The sequence below is a fragment of the Polaromonas sp. P4_F6 genome (assembly GCF_056401275.1).
The window spans coordinates 204702-229592 of sequence record NZ_JBFUJQ010000006.1 but is presented as its reverse complement, the minus strand read 5'-3'; the positions used below and the strand labels follow the sequence as shown (position 1 = coordinate 229592).

The following is a 24891-nucleotide window of genomic DNA, read 5'->3' as shown; positions in this document are numbered from 1 at the left end:
ACTATTATTCAAACGAAAGATATTGCCTTTTAACATGAAAATTATTGATTCACACAATTCAGTATGACGCCATCGATTCTTGAACTGCGCCACCTGCGCACACTGACGGCCCTGCGCGACAGTGGCAGCCTGGTACGTGCGGCGCAGCTGCTCAATCTGACGCAGTCGGCACTGTCGCACCAGGTCAAGCTGCTTGAAGACCGCTATGCCGCGCCGCTGTTCGAGCGCAAATCCGTGCCGCCGCAGTTCAGCACCACGGGCCTGCGCCTGCTGGCGCTGGCCGATGCGGTGCTGCCGCAGGTCGAGGAGGCCGAACGCGACGTGGCGCGCCTGGCGACGGGGCGCTCCGGCCAGTTGCGTATCGCGGTCGAATGCCACACCTGTTTTGACTGGCTGATGCCGGCCATGGACGCGTTTCGCACACGCTGGCCCGAGGTGGAGCTGGACATCGTCTCGGGTTTTCATCCCGACCCGATTGCGCTGGTGCTGCAGGACCGCGCCGACATCGCCATCGTGTCGGAGGCCGATGCCGATGAAACCGTGGACTTCCACCCGCTGTTCCGTTTTGAAATCGTGGCGCTGCTGGCCAACCACCATACGCTGGCGGCCAAGGCGCACCTCACCGCCAAAGATTTCGCGGGCGAAACCCTGATCACCTACCCGGTGCCCGACGAAATGCTGGACGTGGTGCGCCAGGTGCTGGAGCCGGCCGGCGTCAAGCCCGCGCGCCGCACCACCGAACTGACGATTGCCATGCTGCAGCTGGTGGCCAGCGGCCGCGGCGTCGCCGCGCTGCCCAAGTGGGCGGTGCAAAGCTACCTGGACCGCGGCTATGTGAGCGCCAGGCCCATAGGCAAGAAGGGCTTGACCGGGCGGCTTTATGTGGCGTGCACAGAAGCCACCTCAGGCCGGCCCTGGCTGGCCGACTTTGTGGCCATCACACGCGAGAGCTGTTTTCTCACGCTCAGCGAGATCGAGCTGCTTTAAGCAAAGCTCAATGCCGGCCCTGGCGCAGCTGGGCCAGGCGCTCGGCCATGGCGTCGATGTCGAGCGCGTCCTCGGCATTGGCCAGGTAGATTTCCAGGTCGGCCATCGCGCGGTCCGGCTCGCCATGGGCGGCCCAGGCCAGGCCGCGGTCGCGGTATTCGGTCCAGGCTTCGGGCTGCAGCACGATGAGCCGGTCCTGCACCGGGATGAGGCGCTGCCAGTCTTCCTGGGTCTTGTGGATTTCCTTGAGGTTGCGCAGCATGCGGCTGATGATCTCGCGCGGCGGCGCCGACTGCAGGTACAGGCCCATGGGCACCTCGAACTCGTCGCCCGGGCTGCCGCCGTGCTGGCGGAAGGGCTCAAGCCGCTCGGACAGCTCTTCGCGGCTCAGCGACTGGCCGCTGAACGGGTCTATCACCACTTGGCCCTTGGGCAGGTTGACCTTGACCATGAAGTGCCCCGGAAAGGCCACGCCGCGCGCATTGAGGCCCAGGCCCAGGGCCAGTTCCAGCCAGAGCACGGCCAGCGTGATGGGAATGCCGCGGCGCGTGCGCAGCACCGCATTGAGGTAGCTGTTGTCGGGGTCGTAGTAGTCGTTGACGTTGCCGCCGAAGTTCAGGTCGTGGAAAAAGAACTGGTTCAGCGCGCGCAGCCGCTGCAGCGCCGGCGCGTCGGCCGGCAGGCGGCGCTTGAGCCGGGCCAGCAGCTGGTCGACGTCGCCCAGTACCTGCTGCACGTCCAGGTCGGGGTATTCGTCCTGCGCCAGGCTGATGGCGGCTTCCAGAAGGGGGAAATGCTCGTCGCTTTCCACCAGGCTGGAGAAATATTGCAATGGTGACGGTACAGCCAGATTTAATTGCATGGCCCCTACTTTCTCATAAACCGGCGCAAAAAGGCATGCGGAAAATGCCGCTCGGGGCCTGGAGCGTGCCGCCCGTCAATGTCTCAGCAGCTTTGTCACCTTGAGGCCGGACACCCACAGCGCCGTGAAATACAGTAGCGCCGAGGCCAGCAGCACCAGCGCCAGCCAGCCGATGCGCTCCAGGGAATGGCTTTTCAGCGCGACCCAGCTCACCGCCCCGGCGGCCCACAGCAAAAAGGCCGCGAGCAAGGCGCTGGCGCCGCCCACCTGCAGCGAGAACTTGCCCCAGCCCGGCATCGGTTTGTAGCTTCCGCGCTTCAAAAGCCCCAGCAGCAGCCACAGGGCGTTGACCAGCGCGCCAATGGCGATGGACAGGGTCAGGGCCGCATGCTGCAGCAAGGGCACCAGGAAATAATTCAGCACCTGGGTGAATACCAGCACGCAGACGGCGATACGCATGGGCGTGCGCATGTCGTGCCGGGCATAAAAGCCCGGCGCCAGCACCTTGACGGCCACGATGCCCATCAGCCCCACGCCATAACTGGTCAAGGCCGCCGTCGTGCGCTGGACGTCGAGGTCACTGAACGCGCCATAGTGGTACAGCACCGCGACCAGCGGCTGCGAAAAAACCAGCAGGGCCACGGCACAGGGCACCGACAGCAGGACCACCAGGCGCAGGCCCCAGTCGAGCATGGAGGAATAACGCTCCTCGTCCTGGCTGCCGCGCGCCGCGGCCAGTTGCGGCATCAGCACGACCCCCAGGGCCACGCCCAGCATGGCGGTGGGAAACTCCATCAGGCGGTCGGCATAGGTGATCCAGCTCACGCTGCCGGTGGCCAGGTGCGAGGCGATCTGGGTGTTGATGAGCAGCGATATCTGCGCCACGCTCACGCCCAGCAGGGCCGGCAGCATCAGGGACAGCACCTTGCGCGTGCCGGGGTCGTTCCAGGACCGGCGCAGGGCCGCGAAGCTGGCGCCTATGCGCGGCAGCAGGCCCAGGCGACGCAGCGCCGGCAGTTGCAGGCCCAGTTGCAGTATGCCGCCCACCATCACCCCCACGCATTGGGCATAGATCGGCTCGATGCCATGCCTGGCAAACCAGGGAGCCCCCAGGGTGATGGAGCCTATCAGCGCCAGATTCAGCAGCACGGGCGAGGCGGCGGGCACGGCAAAGCGGCGCCAGGTGTTGAGGATGCCGCCGGCCAGCGCGACCAGCGACATAAAGCCGATGTAAGGGAACATCCAGCGGGTCATCACCACGGCGGCGTGGTAGCCCTGAGGCTTCAGGCCGCTGGCCATGGCCCAGACCATCAGCGGCGCGGCCAGCACGCCCGCCACGCACAGCAGGACCAGCGTCCAGGTCAGCAGGGTCGCGACATGGTCAATCAGCTGTTTGGCGCCCTCTTCCCCCTGCTCCGCCTTGCAGGCCGCCAGCACCGGCACAAAAGCCTGGCTGAAAGCGCCCTCGCCGAGCACCCGGCGAAACAGGTTGGGGATCCGGAAAGCGACGTTAAAGGCGTCGGTCATGGCGCTGACGCCAAATACCGAGGCCATCAGCAGGTCCCGGACAAGGCCCGTGACGCGCGAGGCCAGGGTCAGCAGGGAAACGGTGGAGGCGGCTTTAAAAAGTGACACCGGTGGAGTTTATGCGGCCAAAGGCTTGAAACTCGATAAAGTTTGCCGCCAAAGCGCTCTAAAACAGACGCGATGCGAAGCGAGCCATGCAAAACCAAGTTAGAGACGCGGAACCGGCTTTGCCGGGCCGCAGGCGGGCGGCCCCTTCCTCAGTGCAAGGGGCAGGGAGCCGCCGCAGGCTCGCAGTGAGCGACCGTGGGGGCTGCTATAATTTAAGGCTTTGCTGCAACATCCACAGACTCCTCCCCAGGATTAAAGGAATACTTATATGGCTACCGCCAAACCCAAGAAAAAGAACCCGCGCCTTGCGTCGGGCCGCAAACGCGTCCGCCAGGACGTCAAACTCAACGCCGCGAACACCTCGCTGCGCTCCAAATACCGCACCGCTGTGAAAAACGTCGAGAAAGCCGTTGCAGCCGGTGACAAAGACAAAGCCAAGGACCTGTTCGCCAAGGCCCAGAGCATTGTGGACACGGTTGCCGACAAGGGCATCTTCCACAAGAACAAGGCAGCGCGCGACAAGAGCCGCCTGTCCGCCAAGGTGAAAGCCCTGGCACTGGCCCCCGCAAAGGCCGCCTAAGCAATTAGGCAAATCGCCCGGACGGCATCTTCTTCATGAAAATACCGTCCGCCGTTTTGTAGGGTGCGCTGCAGCAAAGCAAAAAAGCCGTCGAAAGACGGCTTTTTTGTTGGCGCTTCAAAAACCTCAGTCAGCCCTTGGGCGGCTGGTCGGGGAGTAAACAGGCTTCAGCCATCTGCAGGTCGTTGTCTTTCGCGAAATTGATGGCGAAATCCCAGGCCATGGGCTCGGCTTCGCGCAGTTCCGAGTTGACGACCACACACTTCACGCCGTTGATGACCGTGGGCACGCACCAGGGGGAGTAGGTCAGGTGGCTGCCGGGCTGGGGGCCGCCCGGGCGGAAATGGCTCATCACACCGCACAGCCTGTCGGCCCAGTCGCTGGGCCGGAAGGTTTTGCCGTCGCGGGTAATACCCTGGATAAAGACTTCTTTGGCGGTGTTGGAGACCATCGGGTGGAGGGTTTTTTGCACTGCCCGGCATGGGAAAAGGATGGGATTTCAGCCCATGCTGCAGCGCACAACAATTCTAGCGTAACTCTGACTCTTATATAAGACTTGGAAGACAAATTTTCAATGCCGGCGATAGCGGGCGGCGCCCGGGCGCTTGCATCGCAGTAATGCAGGAACGTCACAAAAGGCCGCAAAGTCTGCGCCTAAAATCAGCCCAGGCCCGCATCAACTGCTGCGGGCTTCGAATTTTCCGCACTGTCACAGCCCTTGTTCCGGAGTTTTCCATGACCGCAGCCCTGCCCAAGCACATCGAAGCCGCCTCCCCCCACGTGATGAACACCTACGGCCGCCTGCCCATCGCGCTGGACCACGGCCAGGGCTGCCGCGTCTGGGACGTCAACGGCAAGGCTTATCTCGATGCGCTGGGCGGCATCGCCGTCAACACCCTGGGTCACAACCACCCCAAGCTGGTGCCGGCCCTGCAGGAGCAGATCGCCAAGCTGATCCACACCTCCAACTACTACCACGTGCCGCTGCAGGAAGCCCTCGCTGCCAAACTGGTCGAGCTGTCGGGCCTGGAAAACGTGTTTTTCTGCTCCACCGGCCTGGAAGCCAACGAGGCCGCGCTCAAGCTGGCGCGCAAGTTCGGCCACGACAAGGGCATTGAACGCCCGGAAATCGTGGTGTATGAAAAAGCCTTCCACGGCCGCAGCATCGCCACCCTGAGCGCCACCGGCAACCCCAAGGTGCAGGCCGGCTTCGGCCCGCTGGTCGAGGGTTTCATCCGCGTGCCGCTCAACAACATGGACGCGCTCAAAGCCGCCACCGCCAACAACCCCAATGTGGTCGCCGTGTTCTTTGAGGCCATCCAGGGCGAAGGCGGCATCAACAGCATGAAGGACGAGTACCTGCGCGAAGTACGGGCGCTCTGCGACGAACGCGACTGGCTGCTGATGATCGACGAAGTGCAGTGCGGCATGGGCCGCACCGGCAAGTGGTTTGCCCACCAGTGGGCCGGTATCAAGCCCGACGTGATGCCGCTGGCCAAGGGCCTGGGCTCGGGCGTGCCGGTTGGCGCCGTCGTCACCGGCCCCAAGGCCGCCCACATCTTCGGCCCCGGCAACCACGGCAGCACCTTCGGCGGCAACCCGCTGGCCATGCGGGCCGGTGTGGAAACCCTGCGCATCATGGAAGAAGAAGGCCTGCTGGCCAATGCCGTGAAGGTGGGTGAGCACCTGCGCGCGGCACTGGCGCGCGACCTGGCCGGCGAAAAAGGCGTGAAGGAAATCCGCGGCCGCGGCCTGATGCTGGGCATAGAACTGTCCGTGCCCTGCGGCGAGCTGCTGGGCCGCGCCGCCGAAAACGGCCTGCTGCTGAGCGTGACCGCCGACACCGTGATCCGCATGGTGCCCTCGCTCATCATGACCACGGCCGAGGCCGACGAGGCGGTAGCCATCCTGGTGCCGCTGATCAAGCAGCTCTTGAAAGAGAAAAACGCGTGACCTCAGCGATCCCCTCCAAGCCCGCCCCCGTGCGGCATTACCTGCAGTTCAGCGACCTGAATGCGGCCGAATACGCCTACCTGTTTGAGCGCGCCGCCATCATCAAGAAGAAGTTCAAGACCTACGAAAAACACCAGCCGCTGGTCGACCGCACGCTGGCCATGATTTTCGAGAAAGCCTCAACCCGCACCCGCGTGAGCTTCGAGGCCGGCATGTACCAGCTGGGCGGCAGCGTGGTGCACCTGACCACCGGCGACAGCCAGCTGGGCCGGGCCGAGCCCATCGAGGACAGCGCCAAGGTCATCAGCCGCATGGTCGACCTGGTGATGATCCGCACCTTCGAGCAGACCAAGATAGACCGCTTCGCCGAGCACTCGCGCGTGCCAGTCATCAACGGCCTGACCAACGAATTCCACCCCTGCCAGATCCTGGCCGACATCTTCACCTACATCGAGCACCGCGGCTCCATCAAGGGCAAGACGGTGGCCTGGGTGGGCGACGGCAACAACATGGCCAACACCTGGCTGCAGGCCAGCGAAATCCTGGGCTTCAAGGTGCACGTCAGCACGCCGGGCGGCTATGAAGTGGACCAATCCATCGCCGGCATACGCTCGGCCGAGAGCTACAAGGTCTTCAAGGACCCGATGCAGGCCTGCGCCGGCGCCGACCTGGTCACCACCGACGTCTGGACCAGCATGGGCTACGAAGCCGAAAACGAAGCACGCAAAAAGGCCTTTGCCGACTGGTGCGTGGACACCGAGATGATGCGCGCCGCCAAGCCCGATGCACTCTTCATGCACTGCCTGCCCGCCCACCGCGGCGAGGAAGTCGAAGCCGAAGTCATAGACGGCCCGCAATCAGTGGTCTGGGACGAGGCGGAAAACAGGATGCACGCGCAGAAGGCACTCATGGAGTTCCTTCTGCTCGGGCAGCTCGCGTAACACGCGAGCGTCGGCGCGCAGCGCCGGCAGCCTGTTTCGGTGCAGGCTCATGTGCGCATCGCGCACGTGAAGCGGCCGCAGGCCGCGTGCCGAAACCAAAACAGGATGCACGCGCAGAAGGCACTCATGGAGTTCCTTCTGCTCGGGCAGCTCGCGTAACACGCGAGCGCCGGCGCGGTAGCGCCGACAGCCCTTAACCGCGCCCCACAAACGGCATCTTCGTGGCCATGATGGTCATGAACTGCACATTGGTCGACAGCGGCAGCGACGCCATGTGCACCACCGCCTCGGCCACTTCCTTCGCATCCATCATCGGTTCAATGGCGATTTCGCCGTTGGCCTGGGGCACGCCCTTGGCCATGCGGGCCGCAAGCTCCGTCATGGCGTTGCCGATGTCGATCTGGCCGCAGGCGATGTTGTACTTGCGGCCGTCCAGCGAGATGGACTTGGTCAGGCCCGTGATTGCATGCTTGGTCGAGGTGTAGGGCGCCGAGTTGGGGCGCGGCGCGTGGGCCGAGATCGAGCCGTTGTTGATGATGCGGCCGCCCTGGGGCGTCTGGTCTTTCATCAGCCTGATGGCGCCCTGCGCGCACAGGAAGGAGCCGGTCAGGTTGATGTCGACCACATTGGTCCACTGCTCGAACGTGATGTCCTCGATGTTCACCGGCGGCGCGCCCACACCGGCGTTATTGAACAGCAGGTCGAGGCGGCCGAATTTTTCCTTGACCTTGGCAAAAGCCGCCGCCACGGACTCAGGCTTGCTCACGTCGGTGGGCAAGGCCAGCGCGCGGTCCGTGCCGGATTCCTTGGCGACTTCATTGAGCGGCTCCACGCGGCGCCCCACCAGCGCCACGCTATAGCCTTCACGCAGCAGGGCCAGGGCCACGGCCTTGCCGATGCCTGTGCCCGCGCCAGTGACGAGTGCGACTTTGCCGTTGGACTTGTTCTCGGAATTCATGGTCTGCCTTGTCTCTCTTGAAAGGTTGGAGGGAGGTATTGCTGATTGGTAAATCGATGCAGCGATGCGCCACAGGTCTGGATTGTGCCCCAGCCTCGCCCAGACCGCATGAGCCTGGGCGGGCCATCATCGCCAGATACTTTAAGTCTCAACTATTTTTCAGGTTGTTGGAAATAACCGACACCACGGCTTTTTTGCCGGTGCTACCTTTGGATCCATGCCTGCTTCCACCCCATCAACACCGCGCAAACTCTGGGACATCTCACCACCGGTCGATGAAAACGCGGCCGTGTTCCCCGGTGACACAGCCTATTCCCAGACACTGCATTTCTCCCTGGCGCCGGGCTGCCCGGTCAACGTCAACAGCATCACGCTGTCGCCGCACACCGGCGCCCATGCCGATGCGCCGCTGCACTATGCGAATGGCGAGTCCACCGTCGGCGAGCTGGACCTTGCCCCCTACCTCGGGCCCTGCCGCGTGATCCATTGCCTGGACTGCGGCCCGCTGGTCTTGCCCGAACACGTCGCCCACGCGCTGGACGGCCTGCCGCCGCGCGTGCTGCTGCGCACTTCGCGCAGCGCCAGCCAGGCCTGGAACGCCTTTACCGCCATCGCGCCTGAAACGCTGGCATTGCTGGCACGCAAAAACATCTGCCTGATCGGCATAGACACGCCCAGCGTGGACCCGGCCACCAGCCAGGACCTGCCCAGCCACCACCAGTTGCTGGCGCACGGCCTGCGCGTGCTGGAAAACCTGGTGCTCGACGAAGTGGCCGAGGGCGATTACGAACTGATTGCCCTGCCGCTCAAACTGACCCGGGCCGATGCCTCCCCCGTGCGCGCCGTGCTGCGCGAACTTCCCTGAAACCCAAAACCCCTAGCTATGACCACACTCCAGGACTGCCGCGCCCTTGACGCGCAAGACCCGCTGCGCACGCTGCGCCAGCAATTCACGCTGCCCGAAGGCGTGATCTACCTCGACGGCAACTCGCTGGGCGTGCTGCCCGTGACGGCGGCCGCCCGCGTCGCCGAGGCCGTCATGGCCGAATGGGGCCAGGGCCTGATCCGCTCCTGGAACAGCGCCGGCTGGTTCGAGCTGCCGCAGCGCCTGGGCAACAAAATCGCGCGGCTGGTGGGTGCGGCCCCCGGCGAGGTGGTGGCCACCGACAGCACCTCCATCAACCTCTACAAGGTGCTCAGCGCCGCATTGCATATCGCGGCCCAGGACGCACCCACGCGCAAGGTGATCGTGAGCGAGCGCAGCAATTTCCCGACCGACCTCTACATCGCCGAAGCGCTGTGCCGCGAGCGCGGATTTCGCCTGCAACTGGTGGAGCCCGAAGAAATCGCGGCCGCCATCACCGGCGAAGTGGCCGTGCTGATGCTGACCCATGTGAACTACCGTACCGGCGCCATGCATGACATGGCCGCCGTAACCGCCGCGGCCCATGCCGCCGGCGCGCTCACCGTCTGGGACCTGGCGCACAGCGCGGGCGCGGTGCCGGTGGACCTGAATGCGGCGAAGGCCGACTTCTCGATAGGCTGCGGCTACAAATACCTCAATGGCGGTCCCGGCGCGCCGGCCTTTGTCTGGGTCAACCCCCAGCACGCCGACCGCTTCTGGCAGCCGCTGGCCGGCTGGTGGGGCCATGCCGCGCCGTTCGAATTCACGCCCGACTACCGGCCCGCGGCAGGCATCTCGCGCTACCTCTGCGGCACCCAGCCCATCCTGAGCATGACCGCACTGGAATGCGGCCTGGACACCGTGCTGGCTGCCGAAGCGCTGGGCGGCATGCAGGCCCTGCGCCAAAAATCGCTGGCGCTCACCGACCTGTTTATCCGGCTCGTCGAAGAACGCTGCGCAGGCCACGGCCTGGGCCTGGCCACGCCGCGCGAACATGCCCAGCGCGGCTCGCAAGTCTGCCTCACAAGAACCGAGGGTGCGTATGCCATCGTGCAAGCGCTGATTGCACGCGGCGTGATCGGCGACTTCCGCGCCGGTGACAGCGGCGCCGGCAAGCACCTGGACATCCTGCGCTTCGGCTTCACCCCGCTCTACATCGGTTTTGAAGACGTGTGGAACGCCGTCGAGCATTTGAAGCAGGTGCTCGAAACCAGCGAATGGAAAAAAGCCGAGTTCAACCAGAAGCACGCGGTCACATAATGAATACCCACAGCAAACCCCAAGCCCCTGAAGACATCGTGCGCGACGAAAAAGCGCAGCTCGACTTCAGCAAGTCCATGAGCTACGGCGACTATTTGCAGCTGGACGCCATCCTGGGCGCGCAGAAACCGCTCTCGCCCGACCACAACGAGATGCTGTTCATCATCCAGCACCAGACCAGCGAACTCTGGATGAAGCTGATGCTGCACGAGCTGCGCGCCGCGATCGCCAACGTCGCCAACGACGAGCTGGGCGGCGCCTTCAAGATGCTGGCACGCGTGAGCCGCATCATGGAGCAGCTGGTGCACGCCTGGGACGTGCTGGCCACCATGACCCCGCCCGAGTACAGCGCCATACGCCCCTACCTCGCCAACTCCAGCGGCTTCCAGAGCGCGCAGTACCGCTGCATCGAATTCGCCCTCGGCAACAAAAACGCGGCCATGCTCAAGCCCCATGCGCACCGGCCCGACCTGCTGGCGCAGGTGCAGGCGGCCTACGAAGCCCCCTCGCTTTACGACGAAGCCCTGCGCCTGCTGGCCCGCCGCGGCCTGGCCGTTCCGGCCAGCCACACGCAGCGCGACTGGACCCAGGGCTATGTAGAGAGCGAGGCCGTCGAGCAGGCCTGGCTGGTGGTGTACCGTGACCCGAAAAAGTACTGGGACCTGTACCAGCTCGGCGAAGAACTCACCGACCTGGAGGATGCTTTCAGGCTCTGGCGATTCCGGCATGTGACCACGGTGGAACGCGTGATCGGGTTCAAGCGTGGCACGGGTGGGACGGGTGGCGTCAGCTACCTGCGCAAGATGCTGGATGTGGTGTTGTTTCCGGAAATCTGGAAACTGCGCACTGACTTATAAGCGCCCCCGGGGTGCGGACAATGGGCTGCCCGGCGTTGGTGATCAGCAAGCGCCGCCGGCGCGATGACGCACTGCGGCCGCCGTCCCGGAAATACCCCGGCTCGATCCGGTATGCCTCTGGACTTCCTTGCCCGACAGGCGCCCCGAGCTGGCAAGGATTTCCGCCTGTTCGCGCCGCAGGCTGTTGAGTGCGGCGATGGGGCCCATGCCAAAGTTTTCCGCAAACTTGCGCTGGAAAGTGCGCCGGGACATATTGCACATATCCGCCATCGCGTCGACGGACCAGTCGTGGTCAAGCCGGGCCTGCAACAACTCGATCAGCTGGCGAAAGGGCGCAGCGGCCCTATCCTGAATCCTCAGGGCCTGGCTGTACTGGCGCTGATCGCCGTCCCTGCGTAAATAGACAAGCAGCCGCCGCGCGACACGCTGCGAGATGTCGGCGCCATGGTCGCGCTCGATCAGGGCCAGCGCGAGGTCGATGCCGGCTGTAACACCCGCCGTGGTCCAGTACTTGCCGCTTTCGCAGTAGATCTTGTCGTCGTTGACCCTGAGGTCCGGGAAGTCCCGCTGCAACCTCCCGGCGGATCGCCAGTGGGTGGTGACCTCTCGGCCGCTCAACAGCCCGGCGGCGGCAAGCAGGAAGGCCCCCGTGCAGACGCTGCAGGTTCTGTGTGTGGACGGGTCTTTTTCCCGCAGCCAGTTGACCAGTTGAGGATCGGCACATGCCGCATGGACACCGCCGCCGCCCGGCACCACCAGCGCATCAATCGGCAATGCCGCAGCAGCCCCCAGGCCGTGATCCACATGGATTTTCAGTGCGCCATCGGCACTCGTGATGGCGTCCTTCTGTGCCACGGTGGCCAGACGATATACCGGAACACCCACCTCTTCATTGGCCGTGGCAAATGCCTGCCACGGTCCGGCCAGGTCAATGGGCTGAAAGCCGTCGAACAAAAGAAAGGCCACGCATTTTGGCGCACATTCGCCCGCTTTTGGCGCTGTCCCCGCGGCACCCGGCCTTACCTTCAGCGTCTTAAGGAGCGTGTTCATGAAAGTTAATATTATTCTCTTCAATGCCCTGACACAACTTGATTTGACAGGGCCTTTTGAAGTCCTGGCACGTGTGCCGGGAGTGCAGGTCGAGCTCGTGGGGAAGTCACTGGAGCCGGTCCGCTCGGACCGCGGCCTCACGCTGGTGCCCACCACGACCATCGCAAACGCAGCGCCCTGCGACCTGCTGGTGGTGCCGGGCGGACCTGGAACCGACGACGCCCTACTGGATGCCGAGTGGGTTGGTTTCACCCGCAGGCAGGCACAGTCGGCGAAGTACATCTTCGGCATCTGCACGGGCTCGCTGCTGCTCGGCGCCGCGGGTCTTCTCAAGGGCAGGCGAAGCACCTGCCACTGGCAGGCCATTGATTTTCTGCCGGCGTTCGGCGCCATCGTCACCCGGGAGCGCATGTGCGTGGACGGAAATATCTTCACCGCGGGCGGCGTGACATCCGGCATCGACATGGCCTTGAAGGTCGTTGCCATGCTGAGGGGAGACGAAGCGGCCAAGCAAATCCAGCTCCAGATCGAATACGACCCCAAGCCGCCCTTTCCGGGTGGTACACCCTTGACATCGGAGCCGGCCATCGTTGAAAAATGCCTGGCGGCGACGCAGGCGCGGCGAGCCCTGCGGGCCTCGGCCGTCGGCCATGCGGCCCTGCGCATGCCAGCTTGAAAAGCATCGGTAACCCTGGAGAAACCTATGAGCAAAAAACTGTTTTCACTGCTTGTGTGGGCCTTGCTGGCATGCGGCATGGGCGCGCAGGCGCAAGGTGTTTATCCCTCGAAACCGGTGACATTGATTGTTCCCTATCCCGCGGGAGGTCCTATGGACAAGCTCGCGCGGGAGCTTGCCCTGCCGATGGAAAAACAGTTGGGGCAGCCCGTCATCATCCAGAACCTGTCGGGCGCCGGAGGCAACCTGGGCAGTGTCGTTGCCTTGCGTGCGCCTGCCGACGGCTATACCCTGCTGTTAAACCATATCGGGATGGCGACAGCCCCCGCGCTGTACCGCCGCCTGGGCTTCAGCCCGGAAACGGATTTCGAACCTTTGGGCATCATGGCTGAATCGCCGCTGATGCTGGTGACGCGTCCACAGATCGCCGCGGGCTCAGCGGTTGAACTGGTGCGGTGGATAGCCACGCAGCCACAGGTCAAGCTGGCCAACGGCGGCATCGGGTCGGCATCGCACCTGTGCGGCCTGCTGCTGCAGTCTTCGCTGGGCATCGGCATGACCACCGTTCCGTACCGCGGGACCGCCCCGGCATTGGCGGATTTGCTGGGAGGCCATGTAGACCTGATGTGCGATTTGACGGCCAATGTGCTTCCCCATGTATTCAGCGGAAAAACCAGGCCCGTCGGTGTGACATCGGCCAAGCCGCTCAACGTTCCCGGCGCCTCGGCGATCCCGACACTCGAGAAATTCGGGATTCCCTCCGTCCGGGTGGGCGTCTGGTACGGCTTGTATGCACCGAAGAACACGCCTCAGGCGGTACAAGCCAAGGTCAACAGCGCATTGTTGGCCGCAATCCAGACGGACGCCTTCAAAAAGGCGCAACTCGCTTCAGGAATCGATGTGGTTCGAGACGCACGCAACACGCCCGCGGGCCATCGCGAATACCTGCGCAGTGAAATTGCCCGCTGGACGCCGGTGATCAAGGCGGCAGGGGCCTACGCGGACTAGGGCCGTGAGGACTGCGCGCTTGCGGCTCCATACAACCAGGGTAAATCCAGCAGCTTCTCCCCCAGCATCTTCATCGCCAAATCCCGCCCCCACCGAACCACGCCATCGGCATGGAAGATCTGCCCGTTGCGCAGCGCCCTCGCCTGCACGCGCGCATTGCGCTGCCAGCGGTTGAGCGCATAGCGCTGCAGCATGGTGGGCACGTCCAGGGCCGGGTCCAATGCCTGGGCCAGGGCGCGGCCCAGTTCAGCGGCGTCTTCAATCGCCATGCCGGCGCCTTGGGCCAGGTAGGGGCGCATGGGGTGGGCGGCATCGCCCAGCAAGGCCACACGGCCCACGGCGTGCTGGTGGGCGCCCTGCATGGGCGCGCGGTCGTGCAGCACCCAGAGGCGCCAGCCTTCAATCGCGCCCATCACTTCGCGCAGGGCGGCGCAGCAGCCGGCCGTCGCGGCGGCCAGGTCGGCGGCGTTGGCGCTGTGGTCCCAGAGGTCGGCTTCGGTCGCGACCTCGCCGTGCACGATGGCCACCACGTTGAGTGATTCGCCGCCGCGCACCGGGTACTGCACCACGTGCATGCGCGGCCCCAGCCAGGCGGTGACCTGCTGGCTCCTGAGCAGCTCGGGCAGGTCCGCCTGCCGCACCAGTGCGCGATAGGCCAGGTGGCCGGTGCGGCGCGGCAGGCCGTCACCCAGCAATTCCTGGCGCACCGTGCTCCACAGGCCGTCGGCGCCTATGAGGGCGTCGCCCTCAATGCCGGGGCCGTCGTCGGCCTGCACCGTGACGGCTTGCGCGGTCTGGCTGAAGGACTGTAGCGGGCGGCTCAGGTGCAGCCTGACGTCGGCGTTTTGCTGCACGGCCTCCAGCAGCAGGCGGTGCAGATCGGCGCGGTGCAGGGTGGCATAGGGCGCACCATAGCGCTGGGCAATGGTGGCACCCAGCGGCAACTCGCCCAGCAGCTGGCCCGAAATGGCGCTGTGCACCTGCAGGCGTTCAGGAAACGCGGCCACGATCTGCAGGGCGCCGGCCAGGCCCCAGCCCTGCAGCACCTTCACAACGTTAGGGCCGAGCTGGATGCCGGCGCCCACTTCACTGAACGCGTTGGCGCGTTCAAACAGGCGCACATCCCAGCCGGCACGCGAGGCCGCGAGCGCCGCCGCCAGTCCGCCGATGCCGCCGCCGGCTATCAAGGCTTGCCGGAACATCAAGCCAGCAACTGCCGCAACACAAAAGGCAGGATGCCGCCGTTGCGGTAGTAGTCGACCTCGATGGGGGTGTCCACGCGCAGGATCACGGTGACCTCCTCGCGCGAGCCGTCGGCGCGCGTGATGACCAGCTTGGCCTCGCTTTGCGGCTTGAGCTCGGGGTGCGGAATCACGTCTATGACTTCGGTGCCGGTGAGCTTGAGGGTTTGCCACGATTCGCCCGGCTTGAACTGCAGGGGCAGCACGCCCATGCCCACCAGGTTGCTGCGGTGTATGCGCTCGAAGCTGCGCGCCACCACGGCCTTGATACCCAGCAGCTGCGTGCCCTTGGCGGCCCAGTCGCGCGAGGAGCCGGTGCCGTATTCCTCGCCGGCAAAAATCACCGTGGGCGTTCCCTGCGCCATGTACTTCATGGCGGCGTCGTAGATGAACATTTTTTCGCCACCGGGCTGGAACAGCGTGACGCCGCCCTCTTCGCGCGAGCCGTCGGCGCCGGGCGGGATCATCAGGTTCTTGATGCGCACATTGGCAAACGTGCCGCGCATCATCACGTCGTGGTTACCGCGGCGCGCGCCGTAGCTGTTGAAGTCGGCCTTCTGCACGCCATTGGCCTGCAACCACAGGCCCGCGGGCGAGCTGGCCTTGATGGAGCCGGCCGGCGAGATGTGGTCGGTCGTGATGGAGTCGCCGAACAGCGCCATGATGCGCGCGCCCTTGACGGACACGCTGCCGGCCGCGCCCGCGGCCATGGTGAAGTCCTTGAAGAAAGGCGGCTCGGCGATATAGGTGCTGGCCGGCCAGGTGTAGGACGTGCCCTTGACGCCCTTGATGTTTTCCCAGAGCTTGCCCGGCTCGGTTTTCACCTTGGCGTAATTGGCGCGGAAGGCCTTGCCGTTCATCGCGTACTTCATGAGCTTGTAGATCTCATCGCTGCTCGGCCAGATGTCGCCCAGGTAGACGTCCTTGCCGCCTTTGCCCTTGCCGACGGGCTCGGTCATCAGGTCGCGCATCACCGTGCCGGCAATCGCGTACGCCACCACCAGCGGCGGGCTGGCCAAAAAGTTGGCTTTGAGGTTGGGGTGTATGCGCGCCTCGAAGTTACGGTTGCCCGACAGCACGGCCGCACAGACCAGGTCGCTTTTGGTGATGGCTTCGTTGAGTTCGGGCGTGAGGTCGCCGGCATTGCCTATGCAGGTGGTGCAGCCGTAGCCGGCCAGTGCGAAGCCCAGCTTTTCAAGGTAGGGCAGCAAACCGGTCTCCGTGAGGTACTCGGTCACGATGCGCGAGCCGGGCGCCAGCGAGGTCTTGATGTGCGGCTGCACCTTCAGGCCCGCTTCCACCGCCTTCTTGGCCAGCAGGCCGGCGGCCAGCAGCACGCTGGGGTTGGAGGTGTTGGTGCAGCTGGTGATGGCGGCGATCAGCACGTCGCCGTTGCCCACCGTCACGCCGGGCGCGGAGTGCACCACCTCGGTCTGCGAGGTGGCCGGCGCGTCGGACACGTTGCTGGCGCGGGCGTGGGCCAGCGTGGGCCGGTTGCCTTCCATCTCGACCACGGCGCGCGCGGCGCCCGCCGGTGTGGGCGGCGCGGCCGGCAGGGTGTCCTGGCGGCCTTCGTCGGTGCGGCGCACCAGGTGGCGCGTGTTCAGCATGGCCTGCGGCTGGTTGAAGCCGTTCTCGGCAATCGGCTTGCTGAACAGCGACTTGAACTGCCCGGCGACATTGCCGAGCTCGATGCGGTCTTGCGGGCGCTTGGGGCCGGCCAGGCTGGGCGTGACGTCGCCCAGGTCCAGCTTGACCACATGCGAATAATCGATCTCGCCGGCTTTGGCCACGCCGAACAGGCCCTGGGCCTTGAAATAGGCCTCGAAGGCTTCGATCTCTTCCTTGGTGCGGCCCGTGCCCTTGAAGTAGTCAATGGTTTTTTCGTCGACCGGGAAGAAGCCCATGGTGGCGCCGTACTCGGGCGCCATATTGCCTATGGTGGCGCGGTCGGGCAAGGCCAGCGTGCGTGTGCCTTCGCCGAAGAATTCAACAAACTTGCCGACCACTTTTTCCTTGCGCAGTTGCTCCGTCACGCGCAGCACCAGGTCGGTGGCGGTGACGCCTTCACGCAGGCGGCCGGTCAGCTCAAAGCCGACCACGTCGGGCGTGAGGAAGTAGACCGGCTGGCCCAGCATGGCGGCCTCGGCCTCGATGCCGCCCACGCCCCAGGCGACCACGCCAATGCCGTTGATCATGGTGGTGTGGCTGTCGGTGCCCACCAGCGAGTCGGGGTAATAGACGCCGCCTGCCGTCTTATGCACGCCGCGCGCCAGGTATTCCAGGTTGACCTGGTGCACGATGCCAAAGCCCGGCGGCACGACGCCGAAGGTGTCGAAGGCCTGCATGCCCCACTTCATGAATTCGTAGCGCTCGCGGTTGCGCTGGAACTCGAGTTTCATGTTGAGGTCCAGCGAATTTTTCTTGCCGTAGTAGTCGACCATGATGGAGTGGTCCACCACCAGATCCACCGGCACCAGCGGCTCTATGGCTTTCGGGTTCTTGCCCAGCTTGAGCGCCACGCTGCGCATGGCGGCCAGGTCGGCCAGCAGCGGCACGCCGGTGAAGTCCTGCAGCACCACGCGCGAGACGACGAAGGGAATTTCATCGGTGCGCTCGGCCTTGGGCAGCCAGTTGGCCAGCTGGGCTACATGTTCGGCCGTGACCTTTTTGCCGTCGCAGTTGCGCAGCACCGATTCGAGCACGATGCGCATGGACACCGGCAGGCGGGCGACTTTGGGAAATTGTTTGGCCAGTTCCGGCAGGGAGTAGAACTTGCCGGTCTTGCCGGAGGCGGTCTTGAAGCTTTTGAGCGTGGAGGGAAAAGCGTGGGGAGGCGGTTTGGCCATGGCGGACTCCTTTTTTATTGACGGCAGCCCCCATTCTGGCAGGGGCCGGGCCGCCATGGTTGCCCACGGCCGCATATCCTGCCCGCCTACCGAGTCTTGCGCCCTGCCCCGGCCGTCACCAGGCGGGCGCCGGCGCGGCCCGGCGCAGGCCGAAGTACTGCAGTTCCGCCAGTACCGCCACCGTCAGCGCCTGCATCACCACATAGGCCACACCGGCCGCAGAGGGCGATACCGACCCGCCGGCCAGCAACAGCACGCAGGCCAGCGCCCAGCCCAGGTTGCCGGCCACCAGTGCCCAGACGATGGCGCGCGGTAAAGGATTACGCGTTGAAACAAACGCAACAACGGCCGCATAAACCAGCAGAAACTCGCCGGTGTAGGCCACAAGGCTCTCGGGCAGGTTCAACAGGCGGGTCATCACAGCCGGAAATGCGACCTGCAGCGCGCCGCAGGCAATGCACGACAGCGCGTCCACGCGCAGCACATTGCGCAGGAAGTTCGGGGAGGAAAGGATGGAACTCGAGGACATGGCAAAACTCCTGAAATGGCAGCCGGTGATGTGGATCAGCGATCAGCGCGCCGGGCCGCCGGGTCGGTGCGCGTGGAGGTCATCATTCCCGCGCAGCGGCGCCTGGTCGATGACCTGGCAGGTAATGGGAAAACCCCCACATGGCTTTACGATGGCCCCATGAACGCCAGCACCCACTCCCCCAGCCGCCCGGCGCCGCGCAGCGCGCCCCAGCCTTTCGGCGACCACCTGCGCCACTGGCGCCAGCACAGGCGCCTGAGCCAGCTGGATCTGGCCCATGAGGCCGACATCTCGACGCGCCACCTGAGTTTTGTGGAAACCGGCCGCTCGGTGCCCAGCCGCGAGATGGTGCTGCGGCTGTCCGAGCGGCTGGACATTCCGCTGCGCGAGCGCAATGTGCTGCTGGTGGCTGCCGGCTACGCGCCCATGTACCGCGAAAGGCCGCTGGCCGACCCGGCCCTGGACTCGGCGCGCCGGGCGGTTGAGCTGATTTTGAAGAGCCACGAACCGTGCCCTGCGCTGGCGGTAGACCGCCACTGGAACCTGGTGGCGGCCAACGCCATGGTGCCGCACCTGCTGGCAGGCGCCGACCCCTCCCTGCTGCAGCCGGGCCAGACCAATGTGCTGCGGCTGAGCCTGCACCCGAAAGGCCTGGCGCACGCCATCGTCAACATCGCACAGTGGCGCAGCCATATCTTTGAACGGCTGCGCCAGCAGGTCACGGCCACGGCCGACCCCGGGCTGGCGGCGCTGCTGGAGGAACTGCGCGCCTACCCCTTGCCGCCGGGCGCCGAAGACACGCACCTCGACGGAGAGCACCTGGGTGTGGCGATGCCGCTGCAGTTTCGCACGCCGGCCGGTGTGCTCAGCTTCATCAGCACCACCACGGTGTTCGGGACGCCCGTGGACGTGACCCTGCAGGAACTGGCGATGGAGACTTTTTTCCCGGCGGACGAAGCCACCCTCCAGATGTTGCAGGGCTTGAGGAACCAGAAACCCTGAACGCCATGTCGCCCGCGTGATTGGCAAGCCGGCGCCGCAAGCGCGTAATGAGGGGACAGACCAGCCACAGATCGCGGAGACAGACATGACCGAATCCACCGCCGCCCAGGCAAACGAGGAGACCACCCACCACCGCATCTGCCCGCTGTGCGAAGCCTGCTGCGGCCTGGAGCTCAAGGTGACGGCCGGCAAGGTCGTCAGCATTCGCGGGCACGAGGCCGACGTCTTCAGCGCCGGCTACATCTGTCCCAAAGGGGTGGCGCTGAAAGACCTGCATGAAGACCCCGACCGCCTTCGCACGCCGCTGATCAAGCGCGACGGGGTGTTTGTCCAAGCCAGCTGGGACGAGGCGTTTGAGGAAATCAACCGCCGCCTGCCGCCGCTGGTAGCCGCCCACGGCAAAGACAGCGTGGCCGTGATGGCCGGCAACCCGGCCTCGCACAAGGCCGGCCTGCTGCTGTACTTTCCGCGGCTGGTGCGCGCGCTGGGTTCGCGCAATGTGTACTCGGCCTCCACGCTGGACCAGATGCCCAAGCAATTGGCTGCCGGACTGATGTACGGCAACTGGCTGAGTGTGGCCGTGCCCGATATTTCGCGCAGCGACTTTGTGCTGATGCTGGGCGCCAACCCGCTGGCCAGCAACGGCAGCCTGTGGACGGTGCCCGACTTCAAGGGCAAGGCCAAGGCGCTGCAGGCGCGCGGCGGCAAGCTGGTGGTGGTGGACCCTCGCCGCACCGAGACGGCCGCCATGGCCGATGCGCACCACTTCATCCGTCCCGGCGGCGATGTGTTCTTTTTACTGGGCCTGCTGCACACGGTGTTTACCGAAAAGCTCACCAACCCCGGCCGGCTCACGGAACATCTCAACGGCCTGGCCGAACTTGAAGCGGCGGTGGCGCCGTTTGACGCCGACACCGTGGCCGCGCGCTGCGGCATAGGCGCGGACACCATCCGCAGCCTGGCGCGCACGCTTGCACGCACACCGCGCGCCGCCGTCTACGGCCGGATCGGCACCTGCACGCAGGAATACGGCACGCTGGCCAGCTGGCTGATCGACGTGCTCAATGCTGTGACCGGCCACCTCGACGAAATCGGCGGCGTGCTGTTTCCCAAGGCCGCCGCCTTTGCCGCCAACACCGCGGGCCGGCCCGGCAGCGGCAAGGGCGTAGCCACCGGCCGCCACCACAGCCGCGTGAGCCGCGCGCCCGAGGTGCTGGGCGAGCTGCCGGCCACCTGCCTGGCCGAAGAAATCGAAACCGCGGGCCCCGGCCAGGTCAAGGCCTTCATCAGCATCGCGACCAACCCGGTGCTGTCCGTGCCCAACGGTGAGCGCCTGTCGCGCGCGCTGGGCCAGCTGGACTTCATGGTCAGCCTGGACATCTACCTCAACGAAACCTCACGCCACGCCGACGTGATTTTGCCCGGCCCCTCGCCGCTGGAAGACATGCACTACGACGTAGTCTTCACGCAGTTCTCCTGGCGCAACCACGCGCGCTACAGCGCGCCGGTGTTTGCGCGTGCAGACGGCCAGCCCGATGAATGGGAGACCCTCGCGCGGCTGACCGGAATCCTTCAGGGAAAAGGCATTGGCACAAGCGCCGCGGACCTGGACGACCTGCAGTTCGCACAGGATGCCCAGCGCCTGTTTGGCGAACACAGCGCCGCGGTGGTCCAGGCGGTCAGCGGCCTCAAAGGCACCGACCGCCTGCTGGACGTGGCGCTGCGCAGCGGCCCCTATGGCGACGGCTTTGGCCGCAACCCGGAGGGCCTGACCCTGGCCAAGATTAAAAGCATGAGCGGCGCCTTCGGTGGCATTGACCTCGGCGAACTCGCGCCACGCATTCCCGAGATACTGCGCACGCCTTCGGGCAAGGTGGAGCTGGCGCCCCCCTCGCTGCTGGCCGACCTGGCCCGCCCCGCGGCTGATCTGCTGCGGCCCGTGCCCGACCTGGTGATCGTCGGCAGGCGCGACGTCAGGTCCAACAACAGCTGGATGCACAACCTGCCCTTGCTGGCCAAGGGCCCGTTCCGCTGTACCGCCCTGGTCCATCCACAAGATGCGGCGCGATTCGGCCTGGCCGACGGCGCCCTCGCGCGCATCAGCAGCAGCAACGCGTCCGCCCAGCGGCACATCGAAGCGCAGGTGCAATTGAGCGATGCCATGATGCCCGGCGTGGTGAGCCTGCCGCACGGATGGGGCCACGGCCTGCCCGGCACGCGGCTGTCGCTGGCGGCCGAACGCCCCGGAGCCAACCTCAATGCCCTGCTGGATGACCAGTGGCGCGACCCGCTGTCGGGCAATGCGGTGCTCAGCGGAATACCGGTGACGATCAGGGCGCTGCAGGCCCGGCCGGCGGCCAGGGCCACGGTGGAAGTGGCGGTGAAGGGCTAGAGCCCCGAGAACTCAGAGCTCCACCATGGTCTTGAAGCCGCCCCAGATCATGCGCTTGCCATCAAAGGGGAGATTCCTGGGATCCGCCATATCCGCCAGGCGCGGATCTGACATGACTTTTTTGTTGATGCTGTCGCGCTGCTTGCGCGATTTAAAGCTGATCCAGGAGAACACCACCACCTCGTCCTTCTTGAGCTTGACGCTTTGCGGGAAAGAGGTGAGCTTGCCGGGCTTGGCGTCGTCGGCAATGCACTCGGTGTAGTCGAGCGCGCCGTACTCCATCCAGATCTTGCCGGCCTTGCGGGCCAGCTTGCGATAGGCCGCCACCTTCTTGGCCGGAACGGGAACCACAAAACCGTCTACATAACGAGCCATGAGAAATCTCCTGATTAAGGGGTTGATGAAATATTGTGTACACCGTACACAATATAGCCAAAAACAGGAATTCCCTCTGCGGAAAAAGTAACAAAGCTTGTTGGCCCGGCGGGCGGGCAACCTTCAGGCGCTGAAAACGTGGGCCTGGCCGGCCACCGTGATGCGCACCATGGCGCCCAGCGCCGGCGCATGCATGCTCGCGCTGTGCACCAGCAGCGGTTCATCCCAAGCGGTCGATGGCACCGGCGCCGCGGCGGCCGGGCCGGTGCCGCGCACCAGGCGCACGGACAGCACACAGACCGAACCGCCGAAATCGGTGTCGGTGACGGCGCCGTAACATGCATCGCCGTGCGCCGCCGCTTCGACGGGTACTTCCGCCACCTGCAGCTGCTCGGGCCGCAGCATGATCTGCGCCGCGCCCCGGCGCCCGCTGTCGTTGACGGCAACACGCCCCAGCGCGCAGTCGGCCCAGCCGCCGGCCAGTTGCGCGGGCAGCACGATGCTGTCGCCCAGAAAGCCCGCCACGGCCGCATCGCGCGGCCGCAAATACAAATCGAGCGGACGGCCGGCCTGCACCAGCAGCCCCCCGCGCATCACGGCCACCTGGTCGGCAAACGAAAGCGCCTCGGCCTGGTCGTGGGTGACGAGGATGGTGGTGATACCCGCCGCACCCAGCAGCTGGGCCACCGCCTTGCGGGTGCTGGCGCGCAGGCCGGTGTCGAGTGCCGAGAAAGGCTCGTCCAGCAGCATCAGCCGCGGCCGCTGCGCCAACGCGCGCGCCAGCGCCACGCGCTGCTGCTGGCCGCCCGAGAGCTCGTGCGGGCGGCGCGCCAGCATGGCGCTGTCCAGCGCGACCATGTCCATCAGCTCGGCAATGCGTTCGGCGCGCCTGGGTGTGTTGCGCGGCAGGCCGAAGCCGACATTGCCTTCAATCGTGAGGTGCGGAAACAGCGCGCCGTCCTGCGGCACATAACCTATGCCGCGCTCGTGCGCGGGCACGGCCTCAGGCCCATTGGCCAGTTGCCGGCCGCCCAGGGTGACACGGCCCGCGTCGGGCGCTTCGAAGCCGGCAATGATGCGCAGCAGTGTGGTCTTGCCCGAGCCCGAGGGGCCGACGATGGCGGTGCGGCTGCCGGGCGCGACGCTCAGGTCCACGCCGCCCAGCGCCTGCACGGCGCCGTAGTGTTTACGTATGGCTTGCAATTCCAGGGAAGTCGTCATCGCGTCATCGTCCCGCCGTGCGTTTGGATTGTTGGTAAAGCAGCCAGGTCATGGGCAGCGAGAGCAGCACCATGATGAGCGCATAGGGCGCGGCGGCGGCGTAGTCGATCTCGCTGCTGTAGGCCCAGAAAGAAGTGGCAAGCGTGCGTGTGCCGTTGGGCGCGAGCATCAGCGTGGCAGTCAGTTCATTGGTGATGCCCAGGCCCACCAGGGCCGCGCCGGCCGCCGCGCTCGGTGCGGCCAGCCGCAGGGTGACGGCCCACAGCGCCTGCGCGGGTGTGCGGCCCAGGCTGCGGGCGGCCTGCTCCAGCTCCACTGGCGCCTGTGCGATACCGGCGCGCAGGCTGATCAGGGCGCGCGGCAAAAACATCAGCAGGTAAGCCAGCAGCACCGTCAGCGCCGTCTGGTAAATCGGCAGGCGCACTGTCACGGTGACCAGCGCCAGCGCCACCACCACGCCGGGCAGCGAGCCGACCATGTAATTGCAGGCTTCCAGCACGCGCTGCAGCCGGCCCGGCGAGCGAATCGACAGCCAGGCCATGGGCACGGCAGCCACGGTGGTCAGCAGGGCACCGGCCAGCGCGAGACCCAGGGTTTGCAACAGCGACGGGCCGAGTTCATCAAGGCGCCAGACGGCCGCGCCGCCCGCCAGCAGCCAGCGCCCCAGTGTGAACAGCGGCACGCCCAGCGCCAGCAGGCTGAGCAGCGCGGGCAGCAGCAGGCCCAGGGCGGCCATGCTTCCCAGCTTGCGCTTGGAGGGCATGCGCGCCGCGCCCGTGCCCACACGCGCATAACGCTCCTTGCCGCGCGCGGCCGCTTCCAGCCCCAGCAGCGCGAAGCAGCAGACCACCAGCACGCCCGAAAGCATGTTGGCGGCGGGCCCGTTGTAGGTGGACTGGAACTGGTCGACGATGGCGGTGGTGAAGGTATCGAAGCGGATCATCACGTACAGGCCGTACTCGGCCAGCAGGTGAAGCCCCACCAGCAGCGAACCGCCGCACACCGCAAGGCGCAGCTGCGGCAGCACCACACGAAAGAACACCGCCCAGGGGCCCAGGCCCAGCGAGGCGGCGCTGTCTTCCATGCCCGGGTCCAGCCGCCGCAGGGCCGCGGCCACCGGTAAATACAGAAACGGGAAATAGGCAATCAAGGAAACCATCACACCGGCAGTGAGGCCGTGCAGGCCGGGCGCCACCGTCATCCAGGCATAGCTGTGCACAAAGGCCGGCACCGCCAGCGGCGCGACCAGCAGCCAGGCCCAGGTGCGCGCGCCGGGCAGGTCGCTGCGCTCGGTGAGCCAGGCCAGCGCCACCGCCAGCACCGCGCACAGCGGCACCGTGAGCACCACCAGCAGCGCGGTATTGAGCAGCAGCTCACCGACCCGCGGTCGGAAGATCAGGGCCGAGGCCGTATCCCAGCCGGTCTGGACGCCCACCCAGAGTACAAAGCCCAGCGGCAGCAAGGCCAGCAGCGACACCACCAGGGCCGCGCCGCCCACCCAGGACAGGCGCCAGCCGCCGCGGCCGGCCGCTGGCGCAGGCAGCAGCACCGCAACCGCCGGCTTCAGGGCGGCATCGGCACCAACATCAAGGGGCAAGGCGCTCAAGGCAA

General features: G+C 65.7%; 22 protein-coding genes. 11 read left to right on the top strand and 11 right to left on the bottom strand.

All coding sequences use genetic code 11. The features are described from left to right. The first annotated feature begins 63 nt into the window (after positions 1-63). On the top strand, positions 64-987 hold the full coding sequence (locus AC1DUN_RS16235) for a LysR family transcriptional regulator (protein WP_477714850.1): 924 nt from the start codon (positions 64-66) through the stop codon (positions 985-987). A 7-nt stretch (positions 988-994) separates the two neighbouring features. Here the strand turns inward: AC1DUN_RS16235 and AC1DUN_RS16230 are convergent, their stop codons facing one another. Both AC1DUN_RS16230 and murJ read right to left on the bottom strand, forming a co-directional pair. Beyond that, the gene (locus tag AC1DUN_RS16230) at positions 995-1849 is read right to left on the bottom strand and encodes a SirB1 family protein (protein WP_477661883.1); all 855 of its coding nucleotides are present in this window, start codon (positions 1847-1849) and stop codon (positions 995-997) included. A 75-nt stretch (positions 1850-1924) separates the two neighbouring features. After that, positions 1925-3484 (bottom strand): murein biosynthesis integral membrane protein MurJ, encoded by a 1560-nt coding sequence (gene murJ / locus AC1DUN_RS16225; RefSeq protein ID WP_477714849.1) that lies wholly within the window; start codon positions 3482-3484, stop codon positions 1925-1927. Between the two features lie 268 nt (positions 3485-3752). Here murJ and rpsT point away from each other — a divergent pair, with 268 nt between their 5' ends. Further along, positions 3753-4064, top strand: coding sequence for a 30S ribosomal protein S20 (rpsT, locus tag AC1DUN_RS16220; protein WP_007864125.1), 312 nt, complete (start codon positions 3753-3755; stop codon positions 4062-4064). A gap of 130 nt (positions 4065-4194) precedes the next feature. Here the strand turns inward: rpsT and AC1DUN_RS16215 are convergent, their stop codons facing one another. Beyond that, positions 4195-4515: a DUF3579 domain-containing protein gene (locus AC1DUN_RS16215; RefSeq protein ID WP_413325943.1), complete on the bottom strand. Its 321-nt coding sequence runs from the start codon at positions 4513-4515 to the stop codon at positions 4195-4197. A 284-nt stretch (positions 4516-4799) separates the two neighbouring features. Here AC1DUN_RS16215 and AC1DUN_RS16210 point away from each other — a divergent pair, with 284 nt between their 5' ends. After that, on the top strand, positions 4800-6017 hold the full coding sequence (locus AC1DUN_RS16210; protein WP_477714848.1) for an acetylornithine/succinylornithine family transaminase: 1218 nt from the start codon (positions 4800-4802) through the stop codon (positions 6015-6017). A gap of 8 nt (positions 6018-6025) precedes the next feature. Continuing rightward, the gene (argF, locus tag AC1DUN_RS16205; protein WP_477714931.1) at positions 6026-6958 is read left to right on the top strand and encodes an ornithine carbamoyltransferase; all 933 of its coding nucleotides are present in this window, start codon (positions 6026-6028) and stop codon (positions 6956-6958) included. A 193-nt stretch (positions 6959-7151) separates the two neighbouring features. Here the strand turns inward: argF and AC1DUN_RS16200 are convergent, their stop codons facing one another. Next, on the bottom strand, positions 7152-7916 hold the full coding sequence (locus tag AC1DUN_RS16200; protein ID WP_477714847.1) for an SDR family oxidoreductase: 765 nt from the start codon (positions 7914-7916) through the stop codon (positions 7152-7154). A 217-nt stretch (positions 7917-8133) separates the two neighbouring features. Between AC1DUN_RS16200 and kynB the strand changes: the two genes are divergently transcribed. The 3 genes from kynB to kynA are packed head-to-tail and all read left to right on the top strand — an operon-like array spanning position 8134 to position 10937. Next, entirely contained in the window at positions 8134-8781 is a 648-nt protein-coding gene (gene kynB / locus AC1DUN_RS16195; protein ID WP_477714846.1) for an arylformamidase, read from the top strand. Positions 8782-8799: 18 nt separating this feature from the next. Continuing rightward, complete coding sequence (kynU, locus tag AC1DUN_RS16190) at positions 8800-10080, top strand: kynureninase (protein WP_477714845.1); 1281 nt, start codon at positions 8800-8802, stop codon at positions 10078-10080. After that, the gene (gene kynA, locus AC1DUN_RS16185; RefSeq protein WP_477714844.1) at positions 10080-10937 is read left to right on the top strand and encodes a tryptophan 2,3-dioxygenase; all 858 of its coding nucleotides are present in this window, start codon (positions 10080-10082) and stop codon (positions 10935-10937) included. Before kynU ends, kynA begins: the two co-directional genes overlap by 1 nt. A 42-nt stretch (positions 10938-10979) precedes the next feature. On the opposite strand, the gene AC1DUN_RS16180 is transcribed toward kynA, so the two are convergent. Further along, positions 10980-11903: a GlxA family transcriptional regulator gene (locus AC1DUN_RS16180; RefSeq protein ID WP_477714930.1), complete on the bottom strand. Its 924-nt coding sequence runs from the start codon at positions 11901-11903 to the stop codon at positions 10980-10982. A gap of 82 nt (positions 11904-11985) precedes the next feature. Here AC1DUN_RS16180 and AC1DUN_RS16175 point away from each other — a divergent pair, with 82 nt between their 5' ends. Together AC1DUN_RS16175 and AC1DUN_RS16170 are read left to right on the top strand one after the other, a co-directional pair. After that, positions 11986-12663, top strand: a complete 678-nt coding sequence (locus AC1DUN_RS16175) for a DJ-1/PfpI family protein (protein WP_477714843.1) — start codon at positions 11986-11988, stop codon at positions 12661-12663. Between the two features lie 27 nt (positions 12664-12690). Next, entirely contained in the window at positions 12691-13671 is a 981-nt protein-coding gene (locus AC1DUN_RS16170; RefSeq protein WP_477714842.1) for a tripartite tricarboxylate transporter substrate-binding protein, read from the top strand. Here the strand turns inward: AC1DUN_RS16170 and AC1DUN_RS16165 are convergent. From AC1DUN_RS16165 to AC1DUN_RS16155, 3 genes are all read right to left on the bottom strand, one after another. Beyond that, positions 13668-14873, bottom strand: coding sequence for an FAD-dependent monooxygenase (locus AC1DUN_RS16165; RefSeq protein ID WP_477714929.1), 1206 nt, complete (start codon positions 14871-14873; stop codon positions 13668-13670). The two genes, AC1DUN_RS16170 and AC1DUN_RS16165, sit on opposite strands and share 4 nt — an antisense overlap. After that, positions 14873-17761 carry an aconitate hydratase gene (locus AC1DUN_RS16160; protein ID WP_477714841.1) on the bottom strand — a complete coding sequence of 963 codons (2889 nt, stop codon included), beginning with the start codon at positions 17759-17761 and terminating at the stop codon, positions 14873-14875. The genes AC1DUN_RS16165 and AC1DUN_RS16160 overlap by 1 nt, the downstream gene beginning before the upstream one ends. A 115-nt stretch (positions 17762-17876) precedes the next feature. Continuing rightward, positions 17877-18290 (bottom strand): hypothetical protein, encoded by a 414-nt coding sequence (locus AC1DUN_RS16155; protein WP_477714840.1) that lies wholly within the window; start codon positions 18288-18290, stop codon positions 17877-17879. 159 nt (positions 18291-18449) lie between these two features. Between AC1DUN_RS16155 and AC1DUN_RS16150 the strand changes: the two genes are divergently transcribed. Next, a complete protein-coding gene (locus AC1DUN_RS16150; protein WP_477714839.1) occupies positions 18450-19292 on the top strand; it encodes a helix-turn-helix domain-containing protein in 843 nt (280 codons plus the stop codon). A gap of 85 nt (positions 19293-19377) precedes the next feature. Then, entirely contained in the window at positions 19378-21684 is a 2307-nt protein-coding gene (locus AC1DUN_RS16145; protein WP_477714838.1) for a molybdopterin-dependent oxidoreductase, read from the top strand. A gap of 12 nt (positions 21685-21696) precedes the next feature. Here the strand turns inward: AC1DUN_RS16145 and AC1DUN_RS16140 are convergent, their stop codons facing one another. From AC1DUN_RS16140 to AC1DUN_RS16130, 3 genes are all read right to left on the bottom strand, one after another. After that, positions 21697-22059 carry a DUF1428 domain-containing protein gene (locus tag AC1DUN_RS16140; RefSeq protein WP_477714837.1) on the bottom strand — a complete coding sequence of 121 codons (363 nt, stop codon included), beginning with the start codon at positions 22057-22059 and terminating at the stop codon, positions 21697-21699. 123 nt (positions 22060-22182) lie between these two features. Further along, positions 22183-23280, bottom strand: a complete 1098-nt coding sequence (locus AC1DUN_RS16135) for an ABC transporter ATP-binding protein (RefSeq protein WP_477714836.1) — start codon at positions 23278-23280, stop codon at positions 22183-22185. Positions 23281-23284: 4 nt separating this feature from the next. Next, a complete protein-coding gene (locus AC1DUN_RS16130; RefSeq protein ID WP_477714835.1) occupies positions 23285-24886 on the bottom strand; it encodes an ABC transporter permease in 1602 nt (533 codons plus the stop codon). Positions 24887-24891: the final 5 nt, after the last annotated feature.